The following is a 26,173-nucleotide window of genomic DNA, read 5'->3' on the forward strand; positions in this document are numbered from 1 at the left end:
AGCGGGAACAAGGACAGACCATGATCATCAGCGGCGAACGCCGGATCGGCCATGACGAGATCCAGGCGCGCATCAAACGCGCCGCGAGCGGGCTTCGCGCCCTCGGCCTTGCCGAAGGCGCGCCGGTCGCCATGATGCTGCGCAACGACTTCGTCCTGTTCGAGGTGGTTGCGGCCTCGGCCGCACTGGGCAGCCCGGTGGTGCCGATCAACTGGCACCTCAAGGCCGAGGAGGTCCGTTACATCCTGATCGACAGCGGCGCCAGGATCCTGATCTGCCATGCCGATCTACTTCCGCAGATTCGCGCCGGCATTCCGGAGGATGTCCGCCTGCTCGTCGTCGCGACCCCGCCCGAGCTCGCCGCGACCTTCGCAATTTCCCCTGGGCTGACCGAAGTCCCGGCGGGACTGACCGATTGGGGCAGCTGGCGCGATGGCCATCCGGAAATGCAGGAGCCGCCGCGCCGGGCCGCAGCGATGATCTACACTTCGGGGACCACCGGCATGCCGAAAGGCGTGCGGCGCATGCCGATGCAGCCGGAACAGGCTGCATCCGAGCGCGTCGGCGCGATCGCCTACGGCATCAAGCCGCGCGAGGACCAGGTCGTGCTGATCAACGGACCGATGTATCATTCGGCGCCGCATTCCTACGGCATGATGGCCTTTCGCAACGGCTGCACCATCGTTCTCCAGGCGCGGTTCGACGCCGAGGAACTGCTGGCGCTGATCGAACGCCACCGTGTGACGCATATCCACATGGTGCCGACCATGTTCGTGCGCCTGCTCCGCCTGCCCGAGACGGTGAGGCAGCGTTACGACCTGTCGTCGCTGCGCTTCGTCGTGCACGGCGCGGCGCCCTGCCCGCCCGAGGTGAAGCGGGCCATGATCGAGTGGTGGGGACCGGTCATCAACGAATATTTCGGCTCGACCGAGACCGGCATCCCGGTGTGGCACTCGGCCGAGGAGGCGCTGAGGAAGCCCGGCACGGTCGGCCGCGCCATCGAAGGCGGCATCGTCAAGATCTTCCGCGAGGACGGCAGCCTCTGCGGCGCCGATGAGATCGGCGAGATCTACATGCGCCAGACGGCGGTGCCCGATTTCGACTACCACGGCAAGGCGCAGGCGCGCGCCGAGGCCGGGCGCGACGGTCTCGTCAGCGTCGGCGACGTCGGCTATCTCGACGAGGACGGCTATCTGTTCCTGTGCGACCGCAAGCGCGACATGGTGATCTCGGGCGGCGTCAACATCTATCCTGCCGAGATCGAGAACGTGCTGATCACCATGCCCGGCGTCCGCGATTGCGCCGTGTTCGGCATCCCGGACGCGGAATATGGCGAGCGGTTGTGCGCCTGCATCGAGCCCGATTTCGCCGAGCAGCTCTCCGCCGCCGCGGTGCAGGCCTTCCTGCGCGAGCGATTGGCCAACTTCAAGGTGCCGAAGGAGATCCAGTTCCTGGATGCGCTGCCCCGCGAGGCAACCGGGAAGATCTTCAAGCGCAAGCTCCGCGATCCCTATTGGACGACCCACAGCTAGAAGACCGCGGACGAACAGCGTTTAAAACTATGTTGAGGTTGCAAAGGGGGCGCGCATAGCCGATGAGATGCCGGCGCGGATCAGAGCCGGGATCGACATCATGACGGCCACCGATTTCATCGTTGCACGGGACTATCTCGAAACCTGCAAGACGATCGCGACTGCGCTTCCCGCGCCAGACGCGCTGCCGCAGGATGCACTGCTCGTCCGAGTCGAGCGCTTTGCATTCACCGCCAACAACATCACCTATGCGGTGATGGGCGACGAGCTGAAATACTGGCAGATCTTTCCTGCGCCCGAGGGATTCGGCAACATTCCGGTGTGGGGCTTTGGCGAGGTGATCGCCTCGAAGCATCCGAATGTGCCGGTCGGCGAGCGCTTGTTCGGCTATTTCCCGATGGCGACGCATCTGGTCATCGAGGCGACAGACGTCAGCAAGCGCGGCCTGCGCGACGGCGCCGCGCATCGGCAGGGCGTGGCGCCGGTCTACAATGCCTATGCGCGCGTCAGTGGCGACCCCGCTTATGCCGGGCGGCAGGGCGACTATCAGGCGCTGCTGCGGCCGCTGTTCATGCTGTCGTTCCTGGTCGACGACTTCCTGGCCGAGAACGACGACTTCGGCGCGCGCGCCGTGCTGCTCTCCAGCGCCTCCAGCAAGACGGCGTTCGGGCTCGCCCATCTGCTGCACACGCGTGGCCGCAAGGTGATCGGCCTGACCTCGGCCGGCAATTCCGGCTTCGTCGGCTCGCTGCCCTGCTACAACGAGGTCGTGACCTATGATCGCGTCGGCACACTGCCGACGGACGCGCCGGTCGCGTTCGTGGACATGGCCGGCAGCAGCGCGCTGCGGTCCGAGCTGCACCGCCATTTCCGCGACCAAATGACATGTTCGGTGCGTGTCGGTCTGACGCACCGCGCCACCGATGCTGACGAAGGTACGCTGCCCGGCGCAAAGCCACGCTGGTTCTTCGCGCCCGATCACATCCGCAAGCGGGCCAAGGATTGGGGTCCTGGCGGCATCGAGCAGCGCTTCAGTGCTGCATGGTCCGGCTTCGCAGCGACGTCGGAGCGGTGCCTGACCGTGATCGAGAGCCGCGGGCCCGAGGCGGTGCGGCAGGTCTACCTCGACACGCTTCAGGGTCGCATTCCACCGGAGCAGGGCCATATGCTCTCGCTGCTCGGGTAAGTCACTTTCGACGACCCGAGAACCGGTATAGCGTTTGGCCTCTATAGTTGGAGCATGATCTCTCCGGAAAGCCGCTGCAGACTTTGCGCTAGCGCGGCCCTTCGGGTCGGGATCATGCTCGCGAGGAAACGCCGCGAAGACGGCCACGAGGTCGCGCATGCTGGACAGGACGAAGGATATTTCCGTCGCCGCACAAGCCTGGCTCGATGATTTCGAGCACATGCTCGGCAAACCCGATGCAGCCGCGCTCGCCGGCCTGTTCGTTGCCGAATGCTTCTGGCGCGATGTTTTGGCTCTGAGCTGGAACCTGCAAACCACCGCCGACCGCGATGCGGTCGCGCAAGCCTTGACGGAGCTCGCGCCCAAGGCCGCGCCGGTCAATTTCAAGATCGCGCCCGACCGCGCGCCGCCGCGCTGGGTGACGCGCGCCGGCACGAGCAATATCGAAGCGATCTTTGGTTTCGAGACCGCGATCGGCCGCGGCAGCGGCATCGTGCGGCTCGTCCCTGACACTGGCGATGGCGACCGTCTGAAGGCGTGGACGCTCCTGACCGCACTCGACGAGCTCAAGGGTTTCGAGGAGCGGCTCGGCACCTCGCGCCCGCGTGGCCAGGCCTATTCGCGCGATTTCCGCGGGCCGAACTGGCTCGATCTGCGCAACGCCTCGCGCGACTATGCGAATCGCGATCCGGCCGTGCTGGTGGTCGGCGGCGGCCAGGCCGGGCTCGCGATCGCAGCGCGGCTGAAGCAGTTGCAGGTCGACACGCTGATCGTCGATCGCGAGGCACGCATCGGCGACAATTGGCGCAAGCGCTATCACGCGCTGACGCTACACAATCAGGTGCAGGTCAATCACCTGCCCTACATGCCGTTTCCGCCGAGCTGGCCGACCTATATCCCCAAGGACAAGCTCGCCAACTGGTTCGAGGCCTACGTCGATGCGATGGAGCTGAACTTCTGGACCGGCACCGAGTTCGAGAGCGGCGCCTATGACGATGCGACAGGACGCTGGACGGTGACGCTGCGGCGCTCCGACGGCAGCAAGCGGATCATGCATCCGCATCACGTGGTAATGGCAACCGGCGTCAGCGGCATCGCCAACATTCCCTCCATCCCAACTCTCGACAATTTCAGGGGTACGCTGCTGCATTCCAGCCGCTACGAGGACGGCGAGACCTGGACCGGCAAGCGCGCGATCGTCATCGGCACCGGCAACAGCGGACACGACATTGCGCAGGATCTTCATTCCAGCGGCGCCGAGGTGACGCTGGTGCAGCGCTCGCCCACCCTCGTCACCAATATCGAGCCGTCGGCACAACTCGCTTATGCGACCTATAACGAAGGCACGCTCGAGGACAACGACCTGATCGCGGCCTCGATGCCGACGCCGCTCGCGAAGAAGACGCATGTGATGCTGACGGAGCAGTCGAAGGCGCTCGACAAGGAGCTGCTCGACGGCCTCACCCGCATCGGCTTCAAGCTCGATTTCGGCGAGGCCGGCACCGGCTGGCAATTCAAGTACCTCAGCCGCGGCGGCGGTTACTATTTCAATGTCGGCTGCTCCAACCTGATCGTCGAGGGCAAGATCAAGCTCAGACAGTTCTCCGACATCGAGAGCTTCGTCACGAACGGCGCGCGGATGAAGGACGGCTCGACCATTGCAGCCGACCTCATCGTGCTCTCGACCGGCTACAAGCCGCAGGAATATCTGGTGCGTCAGCTGTTCGGCGATGCCGTCGCCGACCGGGTCGGTCCGATCTGGGGCTTCGGCGACGGCTTTGAGCTCCGCAACATGTATACGCGCACGAAGCAGCCCGGGCTCTGGTTCATCGCCGGCAGCCTCGCGCAATGCCGGATCAACTCGAAATATCTCGCGCTCCAGATCAAGGCGGTCGAGGAAGGGATTTTGGGGCGGGGGATGCGCGCCGCTTGAACCTCATCGTCATTGCGATCCAGACTGCCTCCGCAGAAAGATTCTGGATTGCTTCGCTGCGCTCGCAATGACAGCGTGGAGCGAGCGTCGCACCCTGATAGGGATTTGAAGGAGACTACAGATGCCGGCCATCCTCGGCAGCGGCGAGCACCGCTACCGCGTCGTCGACAACTTCGCCAAGCTGCCCGACGGCTGGCAGCTGACCGACGTCGCCTCGGTCGCGGTCGACAGCAAGGACCGGATCTACGTCTTCAACCGCGGCGCCCATCCGATGGTGGTGCTGGACCGCGAGGGCAATTTCCTGCGCAGCTGGGGCGAAGGACTGTTCTCCCGTGCGCATGGCCTGCACATCGATGCGGACGACAACCTCTATTGCACAGATGACGGCGACCACACGGTGCGCAAATGCAGCACCGACGGCAAGGTGCTGCTCACGATCGGCATCCCGGCAAAGCCGGCGCCGTTCATGAGCGGCGAGCCGTTCCATCGCTGCACCCACACCGCGCTGTCGCCGAAGGGCGAGATCTACGTCTCCGACGGCTATGGCAATGCGCGCGTGCACAAGTTCACGCCCGACGGCAAGCTGATCAAAAGCTGGGGCGAGCCAGGCACCGATCCCGGTCAGTTCAACATCGTGCACAACATCGCGACCGACGCCGATGGCTGGGTCTATGTCGCCGACCGCGAGAACCACCGCGTCCAGGTGTTCAACGGCGAGGGCCAATACGAGACGCAGTGGAACAATCTGCACCGGCCCTGTGCGCTGTGCTGCTGCGACGGCGGAAAGAGCCCGACCTTTGTGATTGGCGAACTCGGCCCCGGACTCGCCATCAACCGCAATGTGCCCAATCTCGGCCCGCGACTGTCGATCGTGGACGCCAAGGGAAATCGCATCGCGCGGCTTGGCGGCGCGGAGGGCCCAGGCGTTGCCAGCGGCAAATTCCTCGCGCCGCATGGCATCGCGCTGGACTCGAAGGGCGACATCTATGTCGGCGAGGTCGGCGTCACCAATTGGGAGACCAGCTTTCCGGACGAGGAGATGCCGGCCGCGGTGCGCGCGACGCGGTGCCTGCAGAAGCTGGAGCGGGTACGGGAGTAGCTGCCCCGGCAAGGCCGCGACGCGCTGGGGCGGCTGGTTCCGAGCGCCCCAGGGATCGCGGCTTTTTGAGCACTTTTGCCACCCCGCCGCCGCATTGCTTGCTCTTGAATAAGTTGCTCAACGGGCTTCACAATCCCGTCACGCTGCATGTAGTATGTCAGGACATGCTGCTTCGCAGCGTATATTGGAGGCCGGGAGCGTTACTTGAACGCACATGTCTCGCAAGGCAGTTGGCCGGTTTTGGTGCTGAATGCGGACTTCCGGCCGCTGAGTTACTACCCACTGTCGTTGTGGTCGTGGCAGGACGCGATCAAGGCGGTGTTCCTCGACCGCGTCAACATCGTCGCGCATTATGATCAGGCGGTTCGAAGTCCCACGCAGCAAATGCAGCTGCCGAGCGTCGTCTCGCTCAAATCCTTCGTCAAGCCGACCACCCATCCTGCCTTTACCCGCTTCAACGTCTTCCTGCGCGATCGCTTCGCCTGCCAATATTGCGGCTCGCCCGAAGACCTCACCTTCGATCACATCATCCCCCGCAGCAAGGGCGGCCAGACCACCTGGGAGAACGTGGTCGCGGCGTGCTCGCCGTGTAACCTGCGCAAGGGCAATCTCACCCCGGCGCAGGCCAGGATGTTTCCGCGCCAGAACGCGTTCGCACCCACCGTGCACCAGCTGCACCGCAACGGTCGGCTCTTCCCGCCGAACTACCTGCACGACAGCTGGCTCGACTATCTGTACTGGGATACGGAGCTGGATCCGTAGGGGCGAGCCTGCGTGCGCTGCTGCTACCCCCGCTGCAAGGCGAGCGTCACGCCGCCGAGCGTGAGCGCCATCGCCGTCCATTCGCGATAGCCCAGCGGCTCCCCCAGAATGATGGCGGCGGAGATCACGCCGATCACGGGAACGATCAACATGCCGGTCGAGGCCGAGGTCGGTGGCAGACGGCGCAGCGTCTCGAACCAGGTGACGTAGCAGATGCCCATCGGCACCAGCGTCATATAGACGAAGCAGCCGAGCCCCAGCGGAGTAATCGCGGTGATATCAGGATGCTCGAACGAGACGCCGAGGATCAGCATCGCGGCGCAGCCGAGCCCGACCTGCCAGGCGACGACGACCAGCGGCGGCATCGGCAGCGGCTTGCGGTTGAGCACGTTGCCGAGCGCGAACAGGATGGCGCAGAGCAGCGCCAGCACAATGCCCAGCAGCTTGTCGGCGCCGAACGCAAGGCCGTTGCCGCTCAGGAGCAGCGTGACGCCGGCAACACCAAGGACCAGCCCGAAAATATCCCTTGTGGCCGGCCGCGTGTGCAGCACCGGCCAGGCAAACAGCATCGCCCAGATCGGCATGGTATAGGCGAGCAGAGCGCCCTCGCTCACCGTCACATATTTCATGGCGACGGTGCCGAGTCCCATCCAGGCAAAGACGTTGGTGAAGGTCGCAAACAGCAGCCGCGGGACGGCCTCGCGCGGCACGGCGAACGACTCCTTGCGGCTCAGCGCCAGGGTGCCGAGAATGAGCGAAGCGCAGACCCCGGCAAGGCCACGCGCGAACAGGGGCGGCCATTGCTGGAGCAACAGCTTCATCAGCGGCCAGTTCAGCGCCCAGCCGAACGCCGTCACGCAAAGGCAGAGAGAGCCGATCGTCCTGTCGCGTCGCGCCGAATCCATGGCTAGCGCTTAGCAGGCAAGCGCGGCCGGCTCCACCTCGGCTGGCGCATGCGGGCCATCACGGAGCAAGGAACCCGAAGCGGCCGTGCCCGTTCAGAGTCAACGGCATGCGCGCTCGCATGCACGTTCCACCGAACGCGTTCGCCGGCCGCAAATCGAAACAGGGGAAGACCCATGCCCGCAACCGAGAGTGATCACGTCTACAAGATCCTGGACCTCGTCGGATCGTCGGAGACGTCGATCGAGGACGCGATCAAGAATGCGATCAGCCGTGCCGCCAAGACCGTTCGCGAGATGAAGTGGTTCGAGGTGGTGCAGACGCGCGGCCACATCGAGAACGGCGCCGTGCGCCATTATCAGGTGACGCTGCGCGTCGGCTTTACGCTGGAGGGATGACGCGGCGGGCGCATCGCGGCGATCCGGCACCGGCGCGCGAAAGGCCGGCCCGTTCGCGCGTCACGTTGCGCCGCATCAGGCCAGATGGCACGCCACGAAATGGCCGCCCGCCCCCTCCTTCAGCACCGGCGCACTCTCGGCGCAGCGCGGCTGAGCGATCGGGCAACGGGTGTGGAAGTGACAACCCGACGGCGGCTTCATCGGGCTCGGCACGTCGCCCTTGAGGCGGATGCGCTCGCGCTTGAGCTTGGGATCGGGCACCGGCACCGCCGACAGCAGCGCCCTGGTGTAGGGATGCTGCGGGTTGCGGTAGAGGTCGCTGGCTTTCGCCAGCTCGACGATGCGGCCGAGATACATCACCGCGACGCGATCCGAGATGTGCTCGACCACGGAGAGGTCGTGCGCGACGAAGAGATAGGTCAGGTTCAGCTCGGCCTGGAGGTCTTCCAGCAGGTTGATCACCTGGGCCTGGATCGACACGTCGAGCGCGGAGACCGGCTCGTCGCAGACGATCAGCTTCGGCTCGACCGCGAGCGCGCGCGCGATCACGATGCGCTGGCGCTGGCCGCCGGAGAATTCGTGCGGATAGCGCCGCATGTGCTCGGCCTTGAGCCCGACCTTGACCAGGAGGCCCGCAACGCGCTCCTCGCGCTCCTTGGCGGAGGTCGCGAGATTGTGGATGGTGAAGGCCTCGCCGAGGATAGCGCCGACCGTCATGCGCGGATTGAGCGAGGCGAACGGGTCCTGGAACACCAGCTGCATGTTCCGCCGCATCGCGCGCAGATCGTTGCCGCCGAGCTTGCGCACGTCCTGGCCGTCGAAGGTGACCTCGCCGTCGGTCGGCTCGATCAGGCGCAGCACGCAGCGTCCCGTCGTCGACTTGCCGCAGCCGGATTCGCCGACGAGACCGAGCGTCTCGCCGCGATTGACCGAGAACGACACCCCGTCGACCGCATAGACGGTGCCGACCTGGCGCGACAGCAGGCCACCGAGCACGGGGAAATGTTTCTTCAGGCCGCTGACGCGGAGCAAGGGTTCGCTCATGACGCGGCTCCCAGATTCGCATCGCCGAGATGACAGGCCATGCGGTGACCGGGCGCGATCTCGCGCAGCAGCGGCTCCTTCTCGGTGCAGACATTCATGGCGAACTTGCAGCGCGGCGCGAAGCGGCAGCCGACCGGCGGATTGATCAGGATCGGCACCGAGCCGCCGATCGCCTCCAGCCGCGTCTTGTGCTCGCTGTCGAGGTCGATGCGCGGGATCGAGCGGATCAGGCCTTGCGTATAGGGATGGCGGGGATTGCCGAAGAGCTCGTCGACGGGCGCCTCCTCCACCACCTTGCCGGCGTACATCACGACGACGCGTTGCGCCGTCTCGGCGACCACGCCCATGGCATGGGTGATCAACATCACCGCCATGCCGAAGCGTTCCTTCATGTCCTGCAAGAGGTCGAGTATCTGCGCCTGGATGGTGACGTCGAGCGCGGTGGTCGGCTCGTCGGCGATGATCAGCTTCGGCTTGCAGGCGAGCGCCATCGCGATCATCACGCGCTGGCGCATGCCGCCGGAGAACTGATGCGGATAGTTGTGCACGCGACCTTCGGCGTTCGGGATCTGCACCAGCTTCAGCATCTCGATGGTGCGTTCCAGGGCCTGTTTCCTCGTCACCGCCTCATGGCGGCGCAGGCTCTCGGCGATCTGCTCGCCGATGGTGAGCACCGGGTTGAGCGAGGTCATCGGCTCCTGAAAGATGAAGCCGATCTCCTTGGCCCTGATCTCGTCCAGCTGATTGCTGGTCAGCGGCACCAGATCGCGTCCCTCGAAGATGATCTGGCCCGCCGCGATCCGGCCCGGCGGCATTGCGATCAGCTTCAGGATCGACATCGCGGTGACGGTCTTGCCGCAGCCGGACTCGCCGACGACGCACAGCGTCTCGCCCTTGTTGATGGAGATGTCGACGCCGTCGACGGCCTGGAGGATGCCGTCGTCGGTGGAAAAGTGGGTTTTCAGGCCCTTGATCTCGAGCAGCGGCGCCATCAGATCACCCGTCGCGCATCGAGCGCGTCACGCAGGCCGTCGCCGATGAAGTTGATGGCGACAACCGCGATGAAGATCGCGCCGCCCGGAAACAGCGCCCAGTGCGGGCCGATGTCGAGAAAATCCTTGGCGTCATAGAGCAGGCGGCCCCAGGTCGGGGTATCCGGCGGAAAGCCGAGGCCGAGGAAGGACAGCGTCGATTCCGCGATGATCGCGGCGGCGACGTCGATGGTGCCGGCGATGATCACCGGGCCGACCGCATTGGGCAGGATGTGCCGCACCACCTGCCGCACCGGACTGGCGCCGAGCGCGCGCGCGGCTTCGACGAACTCCTTTTCGCGGATCGACAGGAACTGCGCGCGCACGAGGCGCGCGACCGGCATCCAGCGGAGCCCCCCGATCACCAGCACGATCAGGATGAAGATGCCGCCCTCGGGGCCGAACACCTGCTTCAGCCCGTCGCGGAAGAGATAGATCAGCAGCAGCAACAGCGGCAGTTGCGGCAGCGACAGGAACAGGTCGGTGAGCCACATCAGGCCGTGCCCGAGCGCGCCGCGCGACATGCCGGCGAGCGCGCCGATCAGCGTGCCGATGAACACCGAGACCAGCATGGCGGCGAGACCGACAGCGAGCGAGATGCGGCCGCCATAGATCATCCGCGCCAGAATGTCCTGGCCGAGATCGTCGGTCCCGAAAGGATGGGCGAGCGAGGGCCCTTGCAGGCCCGCGACGATGTCGATGTCGTTGATCTTGATGCGCCAGACGAAGGGGCCAACGACCACCGCCAGAATCAGAATGAGGAGCAGGAAGGCGCTGACGACGGCGAGCCGGTGGCGGCTGTAACGCCGCCACGTCTCGCGCCACGGCGAGTAGGCGCGCCGCTCAGCGGAAGGAGATGCGAGGGTCAAGCCAGCCATAGAGCACGTCCGCGATGAGATTGAACAGCACGACCAGGCACGCGAAGACGAAGGTCACGGCCATCACCACCGGCGTGTCGTTGGACAGGATGGAGGAGATCAGGAGCGAGCCGATGCCGGGAATGCGGAAGATCTGCTCGGTGACGATGGCGCCGCCGAACACCGCCGGCATCTGCAACGCAATCAGCGTCACGACCGGGATCATGGCGTTACGCATCACGTGCTTGACGATGACCGTGGCCTGGCCAAGCCCCTTGGCACGCGCCGTCGTGACGTAGTCGAGCCGGATGACGTCGAGCATTGCCGAGCGCACGAAGCGCGTCATCGACGCCGCCTGGAACAGGCCGAGCACCGCCACCGGCATGATCGCCTGACGGATCATCTCCAGGACCCAGCGGATGCCCGTTGCATTGATGTCGGTGGTGTAGACGAAGGGCAGCCAGTCCAGCGTGACCGAGAAGATCAGGATGAACAGGATGCCGGTGAAGAAGGTCGGCAGCGAAAAGCCAACGAAGGCGAGCGTGTTGGCGACCTGGTCGAATACAGAATAGGGCTTGGTCGCGGCATAGACGCCGACGGGAATCGCGACCAGCAGCGCCAGGATCTGGGCCGACCCGATCACGTAGAGCGTGGTCGGAAGGCGCTGGAGGATGAGCTTATCGACGTCCATCCGGCTGACGAACGAAAAACCCCAGTCGCCGTGCATCATGGCCGACAGCCAGTGCAGGTAACGAAGATAGATCGGATCATCCAGGCCGAATTTGGCCCGAAGTGCGGCTTGCACTTCGGGCGGCACGTTCGGATTGGTCGCCAGTTCGGAGAATGGGTCGCCGGGAGCCAGCGCCAGCACGAAGAACAGCACTGCCGAGATGCCGAGCAGACTCGGAATCGCGATCAGCAGGCGACGCAGGACATACTGACTCATCAGGGAGAGATCCTCTCAGCGGCAGTCTCTCACGCCTCCCGATACCAATCCTGGATGTTGTCCGTCTCGTTCGCCCAGCCGCTCAGCGCCGGCCGCAACGTGTTGGCTGCGGCTTCCACCTTCAGGCGATGCATCACCGGAATGAACACGGTGTCCTGCCAAAGCAGATCGTTGCACTTGATGTAGAGCGCGGCCCGCTTGACGGGATCGGTCTCGGTCTCGGCCGCTGCAATGGCGGCATCATAGTCCTTGTTGACGTAACGCGGGAAATTCTGGCCCTGCCACTTGTTCTCCTTCGTCGCCACGTTGGCGGAGATGTAGCGGCGCATGTGCAGGGCCGGATCCGGCTGCGTCATCGGGATCTGGAACTCCTCGATGTCGGCATAGAACTTGGGATAGGTGTCCGGGTTGGCAACGTCCGACGAGAAGAACACCGAGGCAACGACCGACTTGAGCTCCACATCGATGCCCGCCTTCTGGCAGGCCTGCTTGACGATCGCCTGGGTCTTCTGGCGCGGACCATTGGTCGAGGTCTGGTACAGAAGCTTGAACTTCTTTCCATCTTTCTCGCGGATGCCGTCCGATCCGACCTTCCATCCGGCCTCGTCGAGCATCTTCGACGCCTTCTCGACGTTGAACTCCCACGAGGTGTTCTTGGAAACGAATTTTTCGGGACCGTTGAGGTAGTTGGCGGTGGTGCGGCCTGCACGACCGTAGATCGCCTTCTTGACGGACTCGCGGTCGACCAGCATGGAAAGCGCCTTGCGCACCTTCGGGTCCGAGAGGATCGGGTGCTTGGTTTTCATCGAGGACCGCTCGCCGTCGACCTCGGTGTTCGGATCGGTGAAGTTGATCGCAATGAACTCGATGTCGCCGCCGGTCGCATAGAGCGTCTTGCCCTTGCCGCCCTTCTCCAGACGCAGCAGCACGTCGTCTTCGACCTGCATGTTCCAGGCGAAATCGAATTCACCGGTCTGGATCACCGCCCGCGCCGCGGAGACGGCATCGCCGCCGCCCTTCATCTCGATCGTGTCGAAATGCGGACGGTTCGGCATATGGTAGTCGGGATTGAGCTGGCCGCGGACGACATCGCCCGGCTTGAACTCCACGAATTTATACGGGCCGGTGCCCACCGGGGCCAGATTGTTCGGCGCCTCGCGGGACTTCGAGCCCTTGTAGTCCGAGAACAGATGCTTCGGGAGAACACAGCCATAGGCGCCGACGAAGGCATTTGCCCAGAACGGCGTGGGGGTCTTGAACAGGATCCGAATCGAAAGATCGTTCACCTTCTCGACCGTGATCTCACCATAGGTGCTGATGCTGACGGCGGCCGTGGCGGGGTCGCTGGCGTATTGCCAGGTGAATACGAAGTCGTCGGCCGTGAGCGGTTTGCCGTCGTGCCATTTGACTCCCGGCTTGATTTTCCAAGTCACCGACTTGGCATCGGCGGCGAGACCGCCGTTTGCAACCGAGGGAATTTCTGCGGCGAGAATCGGATTGAGATTGCCGTCGGCGTCCCAGCTGGCGAGCGGCTCGTAGAACAGCCGCGACCCGTCCTGGTCCTTGGTGCCGGTGGCGAAATGCGGATTGAGCAGCGTCGGCCCCTGCCACCACAACAGCTTGAGAGGGCCGCCGCCTCCGCGCTTGGTTGGCTTATAGACCGCGGGACTCTGCGCCATGGCGACGCCGCCGAGCGCGAGGATCTGGTTGGCCAGGGGAGCGGTGAGACCGACCGCGGCCATGCGTTTGATGAAGGCGCGGCGATCCATTCGCCCGTCCTTCACCTGGCCGATCATCGAACGTAGTTCTTTATCCAGCATGGTTGTCCCCCGTCTGGTTTCCCATCGTGATGAAGACGGCCGACAAAGACGGCCGCCCATTTGGCTGGCAGTAGATGGCACACCGAATGGGGGGCGCGTCAACTGGGACCGTATGTATGCAAACGGTCTTCTGGCTGTCTGTTGGGCAAAATTGCGTTCCGCAGCCCATCCGCTCGGCAATCCAGCATCAAAACATGCCCGATTGCACGCTGCACTGCGGAAAATTTGTTCGCCGCATCAGACGAAGTATCGAGGTGAAATTCTACGCCACGGACATGTCGAGCGGCGGCGCGACGTGATCCGGCAGCGGACAGACGTAAGGCGTCTTGGCCGTCCGCCTTTGAAGGTCCGCCTTGGCAGCCTTGATCAGTTCCGGTTCCGTCAACGCCTTGATGCCGAGACCGGCCATCGCCTTGGCCGCCTGCACCATGGCCTTGTGGGCGTGCGGGCTCTTGCCTTGCGCGACCACCTGCCAGGTGTGGAAGGGCGTGCCGATTGCAACCGTCGGCGCGTGAACCTGCACGGTCGGCACCACCCAGCTCACGTCGCCGACATCGGTCGAGCCGACCAGCGGGTTGCGCTTGGCATCGAGCGGTACCAAGAAGTCGGCCAGCGGCCGATCGGTCGGCTCCATGCCGATCGCATAATAGACCGACGAGATGTCCTTGTCGCTCAGCGTCGCACGGATCTGGCTTGCAAAGCTCTTGTCCGCATCGTCGAAATGCGGCGGTCCGAGCTCTTCCATCACCTGGTGCAGCGCCTGTTCCAGCGGCGCGTTCGGCAGGATGTTGGAGACCGCGGAGATGATCTTCATCTCGACCTTGGTCTCGGTCATCAACGCGGCGCCCTGAGCGATCTTGGACACGCGCTCGACCAGCTCGTTCATGCCGGGAAGATCACGGGCGCGGATCGAATAGCGCACGCGCGCGTGGGCCTGCACCACGTTGGGGGCGATGCCGCCGGTGTCGAGCAGCGCGTAATGCACGCGCGCGTCGCTCGGCATGTGCTCGCGCATGTAGTTCACGCCGACGTTCATCAATTCCACCGCGTCGAGTGCGGAGCGACCGAGATGCGGCGAGGCAGCCGCATGCGAGGTACGGCCGGTGAAGATGAAATCCGCGCGCGTGTTGGCGAGCGACGGCGTCACCGCGACTTCCCAGAAGCTGTGCGGATGCCAGGTGATGGCGATGTCGGCGTCCTCGAACGCGCCGGAGCGCACCATGAAGGCCTTTGCCGCGCCGCCTTCCTCCGCTGGGCAGCCGTAGTAGCGTACGCGGCCGGGCACCTTGGTCTCGGCGAGCCAGTCCTTCACAGCGGTCGCGGCGAGCAGCGCGGCGGAACCGAGCAGATTGTGACCGCAGCCATGGCCATGGCCGCCGGTCTCGATCGGGCGATGCTCGGCGACACCCGCCTCCTGGCTGAGGCCGGGCAGCGCGTCATATTCCCCCATGAAGGCGATGACCGGACTGCCCTCGCCCCATTCCCCCATCACCGCGGTCGGGATGCCGGCAACGTTCTCGGTGATACGGAATCCCTGATGGCGCAGCTCGGCGAGATGCTCGGCCGCGGACCGCGCCTCGGTGTAGCAGACCTCGGGCATGCCCCAGACCCTGTCGCTGAGGTCGATGAAACGTGTCTTGATCGTGTCGACGCCACGCCAGATGTCGCTGCGGTTGTCCATGCTTCGGTCCGTGATCCCTGGTCAAACGAAGCGGGAATGGTTAGCAGCTTCGGCATGCGGCGCCTAGCATCCGGCCGGACAGCAGCCATGCGGCCGGTGCCGGATCGCGCGGGCCCGCCTTCTGTGCACGAGGCGCCTTTCGAAGATTTCACGCGGCGTTCTCAGGAATAGTTGGGAACGAGGCTTTCAAGACGGCCTGCTCCGGCCTAAATTATGTGTGCTTCGCGCTTCGTTCCGCTGGCCATGCCGGAGCGATGCTCTCAGCCAGGAGAACTCCATGCCCGCTCTGACCGAATGGAGAGTGCCGCCGGCGAACCAGCCGCGGGCGAGCGACTACGGCTTCGATCTCGACCGCGCGCTCGGCTCCGTCGTCGGCCTCCACGCCATCGTCCCGCCGGACGCCTTCAGCGCCGAGACGCTTGGCACCGAGCGCGCCGGTAATGGCGTCGTGATCGACGACGGGCTGGTGCTCACGATAGGTTATCTCATCACTGAGGCAGAGTCGGTCTGGCTGCACCGGGCCGACGGACGCGTCGTGGAGGGTCATGCACTCGGCTTCGATTCCGAAACCGGGTTCGGGCTGGTGCAGGCGCTCGGGCAGCTCGACGTCCCGCCGCTGTCGCTCGGCTCGTCGGCGGCGACCCGGATCGGCGACCGCGTCGTGGTCGGCGGCGCCGGCGGGCGTACGCGATCGGTCGCGAGCCAGATCGTGGCCAAGCAGGAATTCGCCGGCTACTGGGAATATCTGCTGGATGAGGCCGTGTTCACCTGTCCCGCTCATCCGAACTGGGGCGGCACGGCGCTGCTCAACGAGCGCGGAGAGTTGATCGGCATCGGCTCGCTCCAGCTCGAGCGCGAACGTGACGGCAAGGCCGAGCACGTCAACATGATCGTGCCCATCGACCTCTTGAAGCCGATCCTTGAGGACTTGCGCAAGTTCGGCCGCGTCAACAAGCCGGCACGGCCCTGGCTCGGGCTCTACTCCACCGAGATCGATAACCGCGTGGTGGTGATCGGAATCTCCGCCAACGGCCCGGCCGCCCGCGCCGAGCTCAAGACCGGCGATGTCATCCTCGCCGTGGACGGCGACAAGGTCACGAGCCAAACCGCCTTCTACAGGAAGATGTGGGCGCTCGGCGCCGCCGGCGTCGATGTGCCGCTCACCGTGCATCACGAAGGCGTCACCTTCGACGTCACGGTGACCTCGACCGATCGCTTCAAGCTCCTGAAGGCGCCGAAGCTGCACTGATCCCAAGGCTTGAGGACGCGGGCGATGACCGAGGCCGTGGTGGACGACATCGTGGCCGTGCTGCCGCCGCTGCTCAATGCGCTGGAAGCGCTCGGCTTCTTCCAGCGGCATCTGCACCCGCCGGCCTTCGCCTCGGTCATGAACGCGATCGGCGTGCCTGACGAGGCGCTGCAAGCGGCACGAGCCGCGATCGGCGATTGGCCAGAACAGTTCACCGGCCTGCGCGAGCGGCTCGATCGCGCCTGCGACGAGACCCTCGCCGCCTTTGCCGGCATCCGCGAGGTCGAGCGCGGCAATGGCGATCTCGTCGCCGTCTTCCGGGCCATGCGCCATGTCCCGCGCGCGCAGGAGGCGCTCTATCCGCTGGCGGTGCAGTTTCCACCCGTGAGCAGCTTCTTTCTCAACGCCGCCAATCGCGAGAATCACGATCTGCTGTCGCGACTGGACGTCGGCGCGAGCGAGCACGCCGGCATCTTCCACGATCACAATGAGCCCGGCAGCCGCGGCGGCTTCTCGGTCTATGTACCGGAATATTACATGCCCGACCGGGCAATGCCGCTGGTGATGGCGCTGCATGGCGGCAGCGGCAACGGACGCGGTTTTCTGTGGAGCTGGCTGCGTGACGCGCGCAGTCTCGGCGCGATCCTTGTGGCGCCGACCGCGACCGGCCCGACCTGGGCGCTGATGGGCAACGACACCGACACGCCGAACCTCTTGCGTATCCTCGATACGGTGCGCGACCGCTGGAGCATCGATGCCTCGCGCATGCTGCTGACCGGCATGAGCGACGGCGGCACCTTCTGCTACGTCACCGGGCTCGACGGCGCCTCGCCCTTCACCCACCTCGCGCCCGTTGCTGCGACCTTCCATCCGCTGATGGCGGAAATGGCGGACCCGAGGCGCCTGCAAGGCCTGCCGTTCTTCATGACTCACGGCAAGCTCGACTGGATGTTTCCGGTGCAGACCGCACGGCAGACGCAGGCGGCGCTCGCCGCCGCCGGCGCCAAAGTCACCTATCGCGAGATCGACGACCTCAGCCACACCTATCCGCGCGAGATCAATGCGGAATTGCTGCAATGGCTGAATGGAGAATGAGCGACCTCTCCTTAGATGCGCCGCATGGCCGCGGAACCATCACTTCGGGCCGACGTTGTTGCCGGTCACCGGAGGTTCGCCATGCAGACTTTTTTCGGAATGATCCTGGGCGCATTGCTGCTTGCGGGCGGCGTTTACGTCTATGATTCCATGCAGACGTCGTCGGTCGCCAATGGCGAGGTCGCGATCACCAATCGCACCATCGTGAACTGGGACGTCGCTAAGGCCGACTGGGATGCGCTGCGCGATCGCGCGCACAAGGACTGGGTCCGGATCTCGTCCAAGTAATATCGCCCGACCACATGAAAAATGCGCCGTCGCGGGTCCGCGGCGGCGCATTTTGTTGCGCGCAATGGAGGCCGCCCGCGTCAGTTCATCTTGGCCTTGCGGGCGTCGGCGATGACCTGCTCGAACTCGGTCATGCTGAGCACGCCAGGCACACGGTACTTGCCGACGATGAAGGCCGGAGTGCCACGGAAACCGAAAGCTTCAGCCTGCTCGTTGTTGCGCTTGAGGATGGCGTCGATGTCCCTGGCGCGGCCCGTCAGATCGCGCTTAAGCCGCTCCATGTCGACTCCGGCACCCGCGAGCAGCTCGTTGATGCGCGGATCGGTCAGGCGCGAGCTGACGCCCATCATGGCGTCATGAGCCTGATGGTACTTGCCCTGGAATTTCGCCGCCAGCGCGGTCCGCGCCGCCGTGACCGAAACCGGCCCGAGGATCGGCCAGTCCTTCATCACCAGCCGCACCTTGCCGTCGTCCTGGACGACCTGGCGCAGCTCAGGCTCGAGCTTGCGGCAATAGGGGCAATTGTAGTCGGACCATTCGACGATCGTGATATTGCCGTCGGGATTGCCTGCGACGGGCGTGTCGGGGTCACGCAGCACCTTGGCTTCGGTCAACACCTCGTCGTCGGTCGCCGCACACGCCGAGGCGCCCCCGCCCACCGCGAGAGCGCCCGCTCCGATCAGCGTCAGCGCCGCACGTCGCGTCGGCACAAGGCCTTTGTTCCTGAATCCAGATCCAGCCATATCTCGTCCCGCTTCGGTCCCATCTCCATCGATACGGTTCGAGACCAGGAATTGTTACAACTCATATAGAGTGTCGCGGCGGCGATGTCATCGCACCAGCAGCGTGACCGCCAAGGGGACCAGGAACGAGGTCACCAAGGCGTTCAGACTCATGGCGATGCCGGAGAAGACGCCGGCAATCTCGTCGACCTGGAACGCGCGCGCGGTGCCGATGCCGTGCGCGGCAAGGCCGGCGGCAAAGCCGCGGGCGCGGTAATCGGTGACGCCGGTGCGGTTCATCAGCGGCGTCACGATGATGGCGCCCATGATACCGGTGAGGATCACCGCGACCGCCGTCAGCGAGGGGTCGGCGTGCAGGGATTCGGCGATACCCATGGCAACGCCGGCCGTGACCGATTTCGGGGCCAGCGACAGCACCACGTCCCGCGGCAGCCCGGCGAGCTCGGCCAGCACCACCACCGACACCACGGCCGTGACCGAGCCCGCGACCAGCGCCACCAGCATCGGCACGATCGATGAAACGACGCGCTTGCGGTTCTCATAGAGCGGCACGGCGAGCGCGACGGTCGCCGGCCCCAGCAGGAAGTGCACGAACTGCGCGCCGGCGAAGTAGGTCGTGTAGGACGTTCCGGTCAACAGCAGGAAGGCGCCGATGATCCACATCGCATGCAGCACGGGATTGGCCAGCGGATGGCGCCGCATCGCCAGGGAGACCGCATCCGTGGTTGCATAGACCAGCAGCGTCACGGTCAGCCAGAGCAGCGGTGACTGCGAGAGATAGACCCAGAGCGAGAACGGATTGTCCTTCATCGCGCGTCCTGTTGCTTCAACAGGCGGCTGACGAGGCGAAAGGTCAGCACGGTCGCGAGCAGCGTGACGACCACCGACAGCGCGAGCACGAGGATGATGGCGATGCCGTGAGATGCGAGCAGATCGAGCTTCTGCACGACGCCAACGCCGGCCGGTACGAATAGCAATGAGAGATGGGCCAGCAGGCCCTTGCTCGCCGTCTCGACACCATCATTGCGCAGCGGCCCGCGCGCGATCGGCGCAAAGCGGTCGCGCATCATCAGCAGGACCAAGAGCAGCAGGAGGCCCAGCACCGGTCCCGGCAACGGCAGGCCGAGACCGCGCACGACGGCTTCGCCGATCAATTGGCAGAGCAGGATGAGGCCGACACTCGCAGGCATGACCATCGCATCAAGAGATGCACCGGCACGCTTGTCAATCGCCGCTATGCGTCGGACGCGCGGGGCACGTGCGCGGCCGCAATGCGTGGCAGCATCGCCATCAAGGTCCCGGTCATGGTCGCGATCAGCGAGGTCTTGCCGTCGTGCTCGGCAAACGCCTTGGCCTCGCAAAAGGTCAACGTGCGGCCGGGCTTGACGACTTCGGCCCTGAAGACGAAGCGCTCGCCCCTGGCCGGCGCAAGCAGCGTGGTCTTGAACTCGACGGTGAGGATGTCGGCCTCACGCGGCATCAAGGTAAAGGCGGCGACGCCGCAGGCATTGTCCAGGCCTGCGGTCACGATGCCGGCGTGGACGAAGCCGTTCTGCTGCGTGAAGGCGGCCGCATACGGCATCGCCAGTTCGACCTGGCCCGGCGCCAGATCGACGATCGACAGGCCCAGCGTGCGCATCGCCGGTTGGGCGGCGAACATCGCGGTCGCGGCCGTGCGGTACTCGGGGTTTTTCGGCTCGAACGGGGCCATCGCTCATGCCTCCGCCGGCTCGAAAAGGTGCTTCACGACGATCTCTCTGATTGCATCGGCGAACGGTGCGGACTTCCGCAATTGGCGGTCCATGTGCACGCCGGTGATCTCGCAGGTCGCTGCGAGTTCGCCGGTCTCGGCATTCGTCATGTCGTGGCGGAAGCGAATCGACATGTCGCCGATCTCGAGCAGATGGCTGCGGATCTCGACGATGTCGCCGGCCAGCAGCTCGCGCCTGTAGGTAATGTTCTGCTGCACGGCGGCCATGCCGCGACCCGAGCTGCGCAGGTAACTCGGCGTCAGGCCGAGGCGGGCGAACAGATTCCAGTTGGCCTCGTCGAACTTGCCGACATACCACATGATGTTCATGTGCCCGACATGGTCGCATTGCCACGGATAGACCGTGCCGCGATAGGTCACCTCCTGCGCCACCGCCTTTCCTCCCGCATTTTTCGTCTTTGATGCTCGATACGGTAGCGTATCAAACCCGTGTCGCGTTAGCAATACGGTACCGTATCAAGAACGGGTGAGGCTTCCTTCATGAACAACGGCAAGCGCGATGTCTGGGTCGAGGCGGGATTTGCCGAGCTCGCCCGCGCGGGGGTGGAGGGGGTGCGGGTCGAGGTGCTCGCCAAGAACCTCGGCGTCACCAAGGGCGGCTTCTACCGCCGCTTTGCCGACCGAGCCGCACTGCTCGTTGCTATGCTGGAAGGCTGGCGCGAGGGACGCGTCGCCGCAATCGTGCAGCAGACAAGTCTCGACGGACGAGAGCCCCGCGAGCGGCTGAGAGCGGTGATCCAGCTCTATTCCGAACGCCTCAATCCGGAAGGCATGGCAATCGAACTCGCGATCCGGCAATGGGCCCGCTCGGACGGGAACGCCGCGGCGGCGGTGGCGAGCGTGGACGCGGCGCGGCTCAAGCACGTCGCCGAGCTCTATCGCGCGACCGGCCTTGCGGCCGAGCAGGCCGAGGCGCAGGCCTTCCTGTTCTACTGCTTCATCTTCGGCCAGAGCCTGTTGTTCGTCGAGAGCGGTCCGCGCAAGCGGGCGCAACTCGTGGCGAAATCGGCCGAGAAGCTGCTCGACTGAGCATGATCCGGACCCGAAGGGCCGCGTGAGCGCAAAGTATGCAGCGGATTTCCGGAAGATCATGCTCGAACAATTCAAGCGAAATGGCCGGAGCGCTGCTCCGGCCATCGCATCGATTCGAAGCTCAGGCCGCGCCCTTCAGCTTCTTGGTGCATTCGCTGTAATAGCCGCCGCCCTTCTGAATCCACTTCAAGCCGCCATTGCCGTTGGTGGCCTTATTGGCATTGTACTGGTCGACGCAGGTGTGGAGGCGCGCCTTGCCGGGGGTCTCCTTGGCGTATTTCGGATCGACCGCGTTCGGATAAATCGCGGGTCCGGTCGGCAGCGTCGGCGCCGCAGCGGGGGCAGCCTCCTTTTTCGCCTGCTTCGGCTCGGCAGGAGCGGCGGGCGCAGCCGGAGCAGCTGCGGCGGCGGGCGTCGCATCGGCACCGCACTGGGCCTTGCGGAAGTCGTTCCACTTCATGGTCCCGAGCGAGCCGTCCTTCTTGGCGGCCTGATATTTCGCGCTGCACTCCTGCGCGGTCAGTGCCTGCGCCGGCGCGCTCGCCAGCAATGCCGCGACACCGGACGCTGCAATCGCGCACAACAATCTTGTCTGAATGGTCATCCCTTGGTCTCCTCCTTGGTCTTCCCGGACGGAAGTGAAACGAGGATTGCTATCGTAGCGTGTCGGCCGCCTGCGACAAGGATGCGATGACTATCGGCGCGAAAATATAGTGATCCCACGGCTCAACTCATTCATGTCGCGTTCAGCAACGCGAGCCGACCTTCCCAGCCCTTCGCCATTCTCCCAAGCAGAGTGCAACACATGACCTTCACGTCTCGCCTCGCTGTCGTCGCCCTCGCCTCCCTGCTCGCTACCGGCACCGCCTTCGCGCAGACCGCCGCGCCGGCGACCAAGGGCGATACCAAGGCCGATGCGGCTGCCACCACCGACAGGAAAGCACCGAAGGAGCGTTCGGCCGAGTCGCTCGAATGCTCCAAGCAGGCCGACGCCAAGGGCTTGCATGGCAAGGAGCGCAAGAAATTCCGCTCCGAATGCATCAAGACGGCGAAGGCCGGCAGCGCCGCTCCCGCCGCCGATAAGAAGTAAGTCCGTCACGATCTGCCTGAGAGGCGCGCGCATTGCGGCATGACCAGCCTGCAATTGTGCGCCTCCCGCCGATTTGCGATAAGGTGGTGTGAAGCAAATCACCGCCTCCCTGCCGTTCGAATGGCCGAGCCGTGCCAAGATCTTGAGCACGGTGGAGACGCTCGTCATCGGCACCGCCGGCGGCCTCGTGTTTCTCGTCGCCGGCCTTCCCGGCGGACTGATCTCGGGCTCGATGATCGCGGTCGGGATCGCCGCAATCGCCGGCCGGCAGCTGTCGCTGCCGCCGGTCCTGACCCAGACCGTGCTGGTGCTGCTCGGCATTTCGCTGGGCTCGGTCGTCTCGCGCCATTTGCTCCAGCAGGTCGGCGCCTATCCGCTCACCATCGGGCTGCTCGCGCTCGCCACCTTCTGCTCGACGTTCGGCTCGAGCTACTACCTCCAGCGCATTCATGGCTGGGACCGCACTTCGGCTTTCCTCGCCGGCAGCCCCGGCGCGCTGTCGCAGATCACTATCCTGGCGGTCGAGCGCGGCGCCGACCTGCCGGGCATCGCGGTGGTGCAGACCATGCGCGTCATCATCCTGACCGCCGCGCTGCCGATGGTGCTGGCCATCGCGGGCGTCGCCCCCTCTGCCGCGCCGTCGCTGACGACGACAATTGCCTCGCCGCTCGACCTCGTGGAGTTGGTCGCGGCCTCGCTGGCCACGGCGCTGTTCCTGCGACTGATCAAGTTTCCGGCGAGCTGGATGTTCGGTGCCATGATCGCATCCAGCGTGCTGCATGGCGCCGGCTGGGTCGAGGGCGGCCTGCCGGACTGGGGGCGCGGCGTGGCGCTTGTCGGTATCGGCGCCCTGATCGGCAGCCGTTTCGCGCGAATGCGAATCAAGACGCTCGCCGGCCACCTCAGCGCGGCCCTGGGCTCGTTTGCCGTGGCCATCGCCGTCTCCGCCATCTTCGTCGGCATCGTGGCGCTGACCACGCAGGTGAAGTTCTCCGACGTCGTCGTCGCCTTTGCGCCGGGCGCGATGGATGCGATGCTGGCGCTGGCCTTGACGCTGCACATCGACCCGATCTTCGTCGGCGCCCATCACCTGTCGCGTTTCGTCTTCGTGACGATCGCGACGCCGGGCATCGTGCATCTGTTCGGACGGACGCAGGACGATGTGGATGATTGAGCTTCAGCGCTTCGCCGTCCGCCCAAATCCCCACGCGGCGATCGCGGCCATCAGCAGCGAGATCAGCAAATTGTAGCCGGCAAGCGACAGGCCGAGGAAGCGCCACTGCACCTCGTCGCAGCGCACCACCTTCACGGTGTCGAGCTTCGACAGCAGATCAGCGGCGCTGCCGAGATTGACGACGGGACCGGAGCAATCGGTCGGCCCTTTCCAGAAACCCCATTCGACGCCGGAATGGTAGGCGCCGAGTCCGGCATTGGCGAGCGTCGCCAGCGCCAGGATCGCGAGCCCCGCCAGCAGCAGCGGCCGCGGTGCGCCGCTTCGAGCCGCAATCGCCGTCAGCGCACCGAGCGGAATCGCGAGGTAATAGGCATAGCGCTGCTCCAGGCAGAGCGGACAGGGCAGGATCTCCAGCACGAGCTGGAAGAACCAGGCGCCAGCGATCGTGACCGCGGCGATCAGCGTGACCAGCAGCGAGGCAGTCAGCGCGGGGCTCGCACTGGCCTGCTTGAACGCAGGTATCGCGGCACTCTGGGTGGTCACGGCAGCCTCTTTCCGGTGGGTCGTAGCCTTAGCCCTAGCCCCGGCCCATGCGGCTGTCGAGAACGGCCGGGATCACTTTGGCGCGGGTTGACCCCGTCCTGTCCATGGCTATAGTCCGCCGGCTTCGCGACGCCGCCTCAAGGCCGACCGAGGGCCCCTGTGGCGGAACTGGTAGACGCGCTCGACTCAAAATCGAGTTCCGCAAGGAGTGCTGGTTCGATTCCGGCCAGGGGCACCAACTAGGCTGTTCAAGCCCGTTCTAAAGCGTCGCAACGGTCCGCGCAATGCTCGGAAATCCTTGAAAAATAGGCCCTTCTGCGTACATTCTTGTTCGTCACCGTTTGTTCTCCTCCGATCTCAGCCGGCCGATTTGCTGGTATTTTTGCTGGTATCGTGCTGGCATCGGGAGAACAAACGTTCACGGCGACTTTCGCTATTCCGAATGAAGGAATTGAGCAGATGGCCGGCAAGAACGATGGCGTGTTCGCCAATCCCAAGCAGATCAGGACCGACGTCGACTGTCGCGCCGCCCGACCGAAATTCGACAATGGCGCGTGGAGTCCCGCCAAGATTTCCGACGTGACCGGCGGCTGGCCCTATCTCTTCGTCACGCCGGACGTGAGCAGGCCCGGCAACGCTGCCTCCAAGCTCTGGCGGATGGACTACCGTTTCCACGGCCGCCAGAAAACTTACTCCATCGGACCTTACGGCAACGGCAAGGATGGCACGTTCTCGCTCGCCGACGCGCGGCGCGAGCGCGACAAGGCCAAAGACCTGCTGAAGGACGGCAAGGACCCGAGCACCGAGAAGCAGCTCGATAAGCACAGGCAGGCGGCTGCCCGGCCTTTCGGGCAATGGGCCGACGAGTGGCTTGCGAAGAAGAAGGTGGAGAAGGTCAAACGCGGCAGGATCGTCGCGGTGCGCGATCCCAAGACCATCGAGGTGCTTGAGCTGCGCGTCGGCTACGTCAAGGCTCGCTTCGGCAAGCTATGCAGGCAGGACATCAAGCGTCCGGACGTGCTCGCTTTCATGCGTTCATACGAAGCCGAGGGAAAGCTGGAAACTCGCGACCGCGTGCGCAGTATCGGCGAGCAAATCTGCGACTATGCCGACGTCGAAGGCGACGGCTACAATCCATTCCGCAACTTGAATGGGCAGATGATTGCCAACATTTCGACTTCCCGTCCCGGCGTCACCGAACCACGTGATGTGACGCGCGTCTTCAAGCTCATTAGCGCACCGTGGACGAGAGCGAGATTTGGTGACGTTGTTGGCCTTGCCTTGCGCTTCGATGCACTGACCATTCCCCGCCCCGGCATGGTCAATGAAATGGAATGGAGCGAGGTCGATTGGGATACAGAACGTTGGACTGTTCCGGCCGCCAAGATGAAGACCGGTTGGGACCATGTCGTGCCATTGTCACGGCAAGCACTTGCAATCCTGCGCAGCGTTCAGAAGCTGACCGGCCATCGCCGGTACGCGTTTTCTTGCTCGAAGGACGCGCCGCTTTCAAACAACACGCTCAACAAGCGCTTGCGGCTGCTTGGCATTGACACCAAGACTGATCATTGTGCGCATGGATTCCGGACCACCTTCTCGACCTTGTCTCACCACGAAGAGATCAAGGCCGCCAAGGCATGGGATGGCGATGTCGTCGAGCTGCAGCTTGCGCACCTCGATAACTCTACTGTGGAAGGCCTCTACAAGAGGCACGGACCGCTTGCGCTGATCGGTTCGCGCACGAAGCTGATGCAGCATTGGGCTGATCGGATCGACTACTGGCTCGATCCCAAGAAGGTAACGCCGATCAGGGGAGGCGCGCTTGCCTAAAGGCGACCATTCCGGGTCGCCTGCATCGATATTGCAAGAACCGGTGGTTGCGGGGAGGCGCAACCACCGATACCGACATTCGGTTCAAGTTGCGATCTGACCGAGCCTCCCGCCTCTCGAACGCAGTGGCCATCATCTAAGCTATTGATCTCACCAATAGAAATGG

At 64.7% G+C, this 26,173-nt stretch carries 26 protein-coding genes, 1 tRNA gene and 1 pseudogene; 14 read left to right on the top strand and 14 right to left on the bottom strand.

Annotated elements, in window-relative coordinates; genetic code table 11:
* Nucleotides 1-11: 11 nt before the first annotated feature.
* From XH87_RS26450 to XH87_RS26470, 5 genes and pseudogenes are all read left to right on the top strand, one after another.
* Nucleotides 12-1,532 (top strand): annotated as a pseudogene (locus tag XH87_RS26450) (acyl-CoA synthetase); the annotation flags it as partial.
* Between the two features lie 100 nt (nt 1,533-1,632).
* Nucleotides 1,633-2,718, top strand: coding sequence for a DUF2855 family protein (locus tag XH87_RS26455; RefSeq protein ID WP_271589486.1), 1,086 nt, complete (start codon nt 1,633-1,635; stop codon nt 2,716-2,718).
* Between the two features lie 157 nt (nt 2,719-2,875).
* Nucleotides 2,876-4,651: a flavin-containing monooxygenase gene (locus XH87_RS26460; protein ID WP_271589487.1), complete on the top strand. Its 1,776-nt coding sequence runs from the start codon at nt 2,876-2,878 to the stop codon at nt 4,649-4,651.
* Nucleotides 4,652-4,772: 121 nt separating this feature from the next.
* Complete coding sequence (locus XH87_RS26465) at nt 4,773-5,750, top strand: peptidyl-alpha-hydroxyglycine alpha-amidating lyase family protein (protein WP_271589488.1); 978 nt, start codon at nt 4,773-4,775, stop codon at nt 5,748-5,750.
* A 204-nt stretch (nt 5,751-5,954) separates the two neighbouring features.
* A complete protein-coding gene (locus tag XH87_RS26470; protein ID WP_035711596.1) occupies nt 5,955-6,512 on the top strand; it encodes an HNH endonuclease in 558 nt (185 codons plus the stop codon).
* 23 nt (nt 6,513-6,535) lie between these two features.
* Here the strand turns inward: XH87_RS26470 and XH87_RS26475 are convergent, their stop codons facing one another.
* A complete protein-coding gene (locus XH87_RS26475; RefSeq protein ID WP_271589489.1) occupies nt 6,536-7,417 on the bottom strand; it encodes a DMT family transporter in 882 nt (293 codons plus the stop codon).
* Nucleotides 7,418-7,591: 174 nt separating this feature from the next.
* On the opposite strand from XH87_RS26475, the gene XH87_RS26480 reads away from it, so the two are divergent.
* Nucleotides 7,592-7,813, top strand: coding sequence for a dodecin (locus XH87_RS26480; RefSeq protein WP_035711602.1), 222 nt, complete (start codon nt 7,592-7,594; stop codon nt 7,811-7,813).
* A gap of 75 nt (nt 7,814-7,888) precedes the next feature.
* Here the strand turns inward: XH87_RS26480 and XH87_RS26485 are convergent, their stop codons facing one another.
* From XH87_RS26485 to XH87_RS26510, 6 genes are all read right to left on the bottom strand, one after another.
* Entirely contained in the window at nt 7,889-8,857 is a 969-nt protein-coding gene (locus XH87_RS26485) for an ABC transporter ATP-binding protein (protein ID WP_271589490.1), read from the bottom strand.
* Nucleotides 8,854-9,849 carry an ABC transporter ATP-binding protein gene (locus XH87_RS26490; RefSeq protein WP_271589491.1) on the bottom strand — a complete coding sequence of 332 codons (996 nt, stop codon included), beginning with the start codon at nt 9,847-9,849 and terminating at the stop codon, nt 8,854-8,856. The genes XH87_RS26485 and XH87_RS26490 overlap by 4 nt, the downstream gene beginning before the upstream one ends.
* Nucleotides 9,849-10,766: an ABC transporter permease gene (locus XH87_RS26495; RefSeq protein WP_035711609.1), complete on the bottom strand. Its 918-nt coding sequence runs from the start codon at nt 10,764-10,766 to the stop codon at nt 9,849-9,851. Before XH87_RS26495 ends, XH87_RS26490 begins: the two co-directional genes overlap by 1 nt.
* Nucleotides 10,732-11,691, bottom strand: coding sequence for an ABC transporter permease (locus tag XH87_RS26500; RefSeq protein WP_035711611.1), 960 nt, complete (start codon nt 11,689-11,691; stop codon nt 10,732-10,734). Before XH87_RS26500 ends, XH87_RS26495 begins: the two co-directional genes overlap by 35 nt.
* A gap of 29 nt (nt 11,692-11,720) precedes the next feature.
* Entirely contained in the window at nt 11,721-13,511 is a 1,791-nt protein-coding gene (locus XH87_RS26505; protein WP_271589492.1) for a peptide ABC transporter substrate-binding protein, read from the bottom strand.
* Nucleotides 13,512-13,773: 262 nt separating this feature from the next.
* On the bottom strand, nt 13,774-15,192 hold the full coding sequence (locus tag XH87_RS26510) for a M20 family metallopeptidase (RefSeq protein WP_271589493.1): 1,419 nt from the start codon (nt 15,190-15,192) through the stop codon (nt 13,774-13,776).
* Nucleotides 15,193-15,469: 277 nt separating this feature from the next.
* Here XH87_RS26510 and XH87_RS26515 point away from each other — a divergent pair, with 277 nt between their 5' ends.
* The 3 genes from XH87_RS26515 to XH87_RS26525 all read left to right on the top strand — a co-directional run bounded on the left by XH87_RS26515 (nt 15,470) and on the right by XH87_RS26525 (nt 17,824).
* Complete coding sequence (locus tag XH87_RS26515; RefSeq protein ID WP_271589494.1) at nt 15,470-16,441, top strand: S1C family serine protease; 972 nt, start codon at nt 15,470-15,472, stop codon at nt 16,439-16,441.
* A 24-nt stretch (nt 16,442-16,465) separates the two neighbouring features.
* Nucleotides 16,466-17,536 (top strand): phospholipase, encoded by a 1,071-nt coding sequence (locus tag XH87_RS26520; RefSeq protein WP_271589495.1) that lies wholly within the window; start codon nt 16,466-16,468, stop codon nt 17,534-17,536.
* Nucleotides 17,537-17,617: 81 nt separating this feature from the next.
* Nucleotides 17,618-17,824 carry a hypothetical protein gene (locus XH87_RS26525; RefSeq protein ID WP_027573305.1) on the top strand — a complete coding sequence of 69 codons (207 nt, stop codon included), beginning with the start codon at nt 17,618-17,620 and terminating at the stop codon, nt 17,822-17,824.
* 80 nt (nt 17,825-17,904) lie between these two features.
* Here XH87_RS26525 and XH87_RS26530 read toward each other — a convergent pair whose 3' ends face one another.
* From XH87_RS26530 to XH87_RS26550, 5 genes are all read right to left on the bottom strand, one after another.
* Nucleotides 17,905-18,567: a DsbA family protein gene (locus XH87_RS26530; RefSeq protein WP_271589496.1), complete on the bottom strand. Its 663-nt coding sequence runs from the start codon at nt 18,565-18,567 to the stop codon at nt 17,905-17,907.
* Nucleotides 18,568-18,654: 87 nt separating this feature from the next.
* A complete protein-coding gene (locus tag XH87_RS26535) occupies nt 18,655-19,377 on the bottom strand; it encodes an LrgB family protein (protein WP_035711628.1) in 723 nt (240 codons plus the stop codon).
* A complete protein-coding gene (locus XH87_RS26540; protein WP_271589497.1) occupies nt 19,374-19,757 on the bottom strand; it encodes a CidA/LrgA family protein in 384 nt (127 codons plus the stop codon). The genes XH87_RS26535 and XH87_RS26540 overlap by 4 nt, the downstream gene beginning before the upstream one ends.
* A gap of 44 nt (nt 19,758-19,801) precedes the next feature.
* Entirely contained in the window at nt 19,802-20,278 is a 477-nt protein-coding gene (locus XH87_RS26545) for a PaaI family thioesterase (RefSeq protein ID WP_271589498.1), read from the bottom strand.
* Between the two features lie 3 nt (nt 20,279-20,281).
* The gene (locus XH87_RS26550; protein ID WP_271589499.1) at nt 20,282-20,710 is read right to left on the bottom strand and encodes an acyl-CoA thioesterase; all 429 of its coding nucleotides are present in this window, start codon (nt 20,708-20,710) and stop codon (nt 20,282-20,284) included.
* Between the two features lie 108 nt (nt 20,711-20,818).
* Between XH87_RS26550 and XH87_RS26555 the strand changes: the two genes are divergently transcribed.
* Nucleotides 20,819-21,367, top strand: a complete 549-nt coding sequence (locus XH87_RS26555; RefSeq protein ID WP_271589500.1) for a TetR/AcrR family transcriptional regulator — start codon at nt 20,819-20,821, stop codon at nt 21,365-21,367.
* Nucleotides 21,368-21,491: 124 nt separating this feature from the next.
* Here the strand turns inward: XH87_RS26555 and XH87_RS26560 are convergent, their stop codons facing one another.
* The gene (locus tag XH87_RS26560) at nt 21,492-21,974 is read right to left on the bottom strand and encodes a hypothetical protein (protein ID WP_271589501.1); all 483 of its coding nucleotides are present in this window, start codon (nt 21,972-21,974) and stop codon (nt 21,492-21,494) included.
* Between the two features lie 201 nt (nt 21,975-22,175).
* Here XH87_RS26560 and XH87_RS26565 point away from each other — a divergent pair, with 201 nt between their 5' ends.
* A complete protein-coding gene (locus tag XH87_RS26565) occupies nt 22,176-22,460 on the top strand; it encodes a PsiF family protein (protein ID WP_271589502.1) in 285 nt (94 codons plus the stop codon).
* 88 nt (nt 22,461-22,548) lie between these two features.
* The gene (locus XH87_RS26570; RefSeq protein WP_271589503.1) at nt 22,549-23,634 is read left to right on the top strand and encodes an AbrB family transcriptional regulator; all 1,086 of its coding nucleotides are present in this window, start codon (nt 22,549-22,551) and stop codon (nt 23,632-23,634) included.
* A gap of 3 nt (nt 23,635-23,637) precedes the next feature.
* Here the strand turns inward: XH87_RS26570 and XH87_RS26575 are convergent, their stop codons facing one another.
* The gene (locus XH87_RS26575) at nt 23,638-24,177 is read right to left on the bottom strand and encodes a disulfide bond formation protein B (protein ID WP_271589504.1); all 540 of its coding nucleotides are present in this window, start codon (nt 24,175-24,177) and stop codon (nt 23,638-23,640) included.
* Between the two features lie 153 nt (nt 24,178-24,330).
* On the opposite strand from XH87_RS26575, the gene XH87_RS26580 reads away from it, so the two are divergent.
* Together XH87_RS26580 and XH87_RS26585 are read left to right on the top strand one after the other, a co-directional pair.
* Nucleotides 24,331-24,415: transfer RNA gene (locus XH87_RS26580), tRNA-Leu, on the top strand.
* Nucleotides 24,416-24,504: 89 nt separating this feature from the next.
* Nucleotides 24,505-26,007, top strand: a complete 1,503-nt coding sequence (locus tag XH87_RS26585; protein ID WP_271589505.1) for a tyrosine-type recombinase/integrase — start codon at nt 24,505-24,507, stop codon at nt 26,005-26,007.
* Nucleotides 26,008-26,173 lie beyond the last annotated feature (166 nt).

The organism is Bradyrhizobium sp. CCBAU 53415 (assembly GCF_028128735.1).
Lineage (GTDB): Bacteria > Pseudomonadota > Alphaproteobacteria > Rhizobiales > Xanthobacteraceae > Bradyrhizobium.

Excerpts from the sequence above, each read along its gene's own strand:
- XH87_RS26455 (WP_271589486.1), top strand. The coding sequence starts at position 1,633 with ATGACGGCCACCGATTTCATCGTTGCACGGGACTATCTCGAAACCTGC.
- XH87_RS26460 (WP_271589487.1), top strand. The coding sequence starts at position 2,876 with ATGCTGGACAGGACGAAGGATATTTCCGTCGCCGCACAAGCCTGGCTC.
- XH87_RS26465 (WP_271589488.1), top strand. The coding sequence starts at position 4,773 with ATGCCGGCCATCCTCGGCAGCGGCGAGCACCGCTACCGCGTCGTCGAC.
- XH87_RS26475 (WP_271589489.1), bottom strand. The coding sequence starts at position 7,417 with ATGGATTCGGCGCGACGCGACAGGACGATCGGCTCTCTCTGCCTTTGC.
- XH87_RS26480 (WP_035711602.1), top strand. The coding sequence starts at position 7,592 with ATGCCCGCAACCGAGAGTGATCACGTCTACAAGATCCTGGACCTCGTC.
- XH87_RS26485 (WP_271589490.1), bottom strand. The coding sequence starts at position 8,857 with ATGAGCGAACCCTTGCTCCGCGTCAGCGGCCTGAAGAAACATTTCCCC.
- XH87_RS26490 (WP_271589491.1), bottom strand. The coding sequence starts at position 9,849 with ATGGCGCCGCTGCTCGAGATCAAGGGCCTGAAAACCCACTTTTCCACC.
- XH87_RS26495 (WP_035711609.1), bottom strand. The coding sequence starts at position 10,766 with ATGGCTGGCTTGACCCTCGCATCTCCTTCCGCTGAGCGGCGCGCCTAC.
- XH87_RS26500 (WP_035711611.1), bottom strand. The coding sequence starts at position 11,691 with ATGAGTCAGTATGTCCTGCGTCGCCTGCTGATCGCGATTCCGAGTCTG.
- XH87_RS26505 (WP_271589492.1), bottom strand. The coding sequence starts at position 13,511 with ATGCTGGATAAAGAACTACGTTCGATGATCGGCCAGGTGAAGGACGGG.
- XH87_RS26510 (WP_271589493.1), bottom strand. The coding sequence starts at position 15,192 with ATGGACAACCGCAGCGACATCTGGCGTGGCGTCGACACGATCAAGACA.
- XH87_RS26515 (WP_271589494.1), top strand. The coding sequence starts at position 15,470 with ATGCCCGCTCTGACCGAATGGAGAGTGCCGCCGGCGAACCAGCCGCGG.
- XH87_RS26520 (WP_271589495.1), top strand. The coding sequence starts at position 16,466 with ATGACCGAGGCCGTGGTGGACGACATCGTGGCCGTGCTGCCGCCGCTG.
- XH87_RS26525 (WP_027573305.1), top strand. The coding sequence starts at position 17,618 with ATGCAGACTTTTTTCGGAATGATCCTGGGCGCATTGCTGCTTGCGGGC.
- XH87_RS26530 (WP_271589496.1), bottom strand. The coding sequence starts at position 18,567 with ATGGCTGGATCTGGATTCAGGAACAAAGGCCTTGTGCCGACGCGACGT.
- XH87_RS26535 (WP_035711628.1), bottom strand. The coding sequence starts at position 19,377 with ATGAAGGACAATCCGTTCTCGCTCTGGGTCTATCTCTCGCAGTCACCG.
- XH87_RS26540 (WP_271589497.1), bottom strand. The coding sequence starts at position 19,757 with ATGCCTGCGAGTGTCGGCCTCATCCTGCTCTGCCAATTGATCGGCGAA.
- XH87_RS26545 (WP_271589498.1), bottom strand. The coding sequence starts at position 20,278 with ATGGCCCCGTTCGAGCCGAAAAACCCCGAGTACCGCACGGCCGCGACC.
- XH87_RS26555 (WP_271589500.1), top strand. The coding sequence starts at position 20,819 with ATGAACAACGGCAAGCGCGATGTCTGGGTCGAGGCGGGATTTGCCGAG.
- XH87_RS26560 (WP_271589501.1), bottom strand. The coding sequence starts at position 21,974 with ATGACCATTCAGACAAGATTGTTGTGCGCGATTGCAGCGTCCGGTGTC.
- XH87_RS26565 (WP_271589502.1), top strand. The coding sequence starts at position 22,176 with ATGACCTTCACGTCTCGCCTCGCTGTCGTCGCCCTCGCCTCCCTGCTC.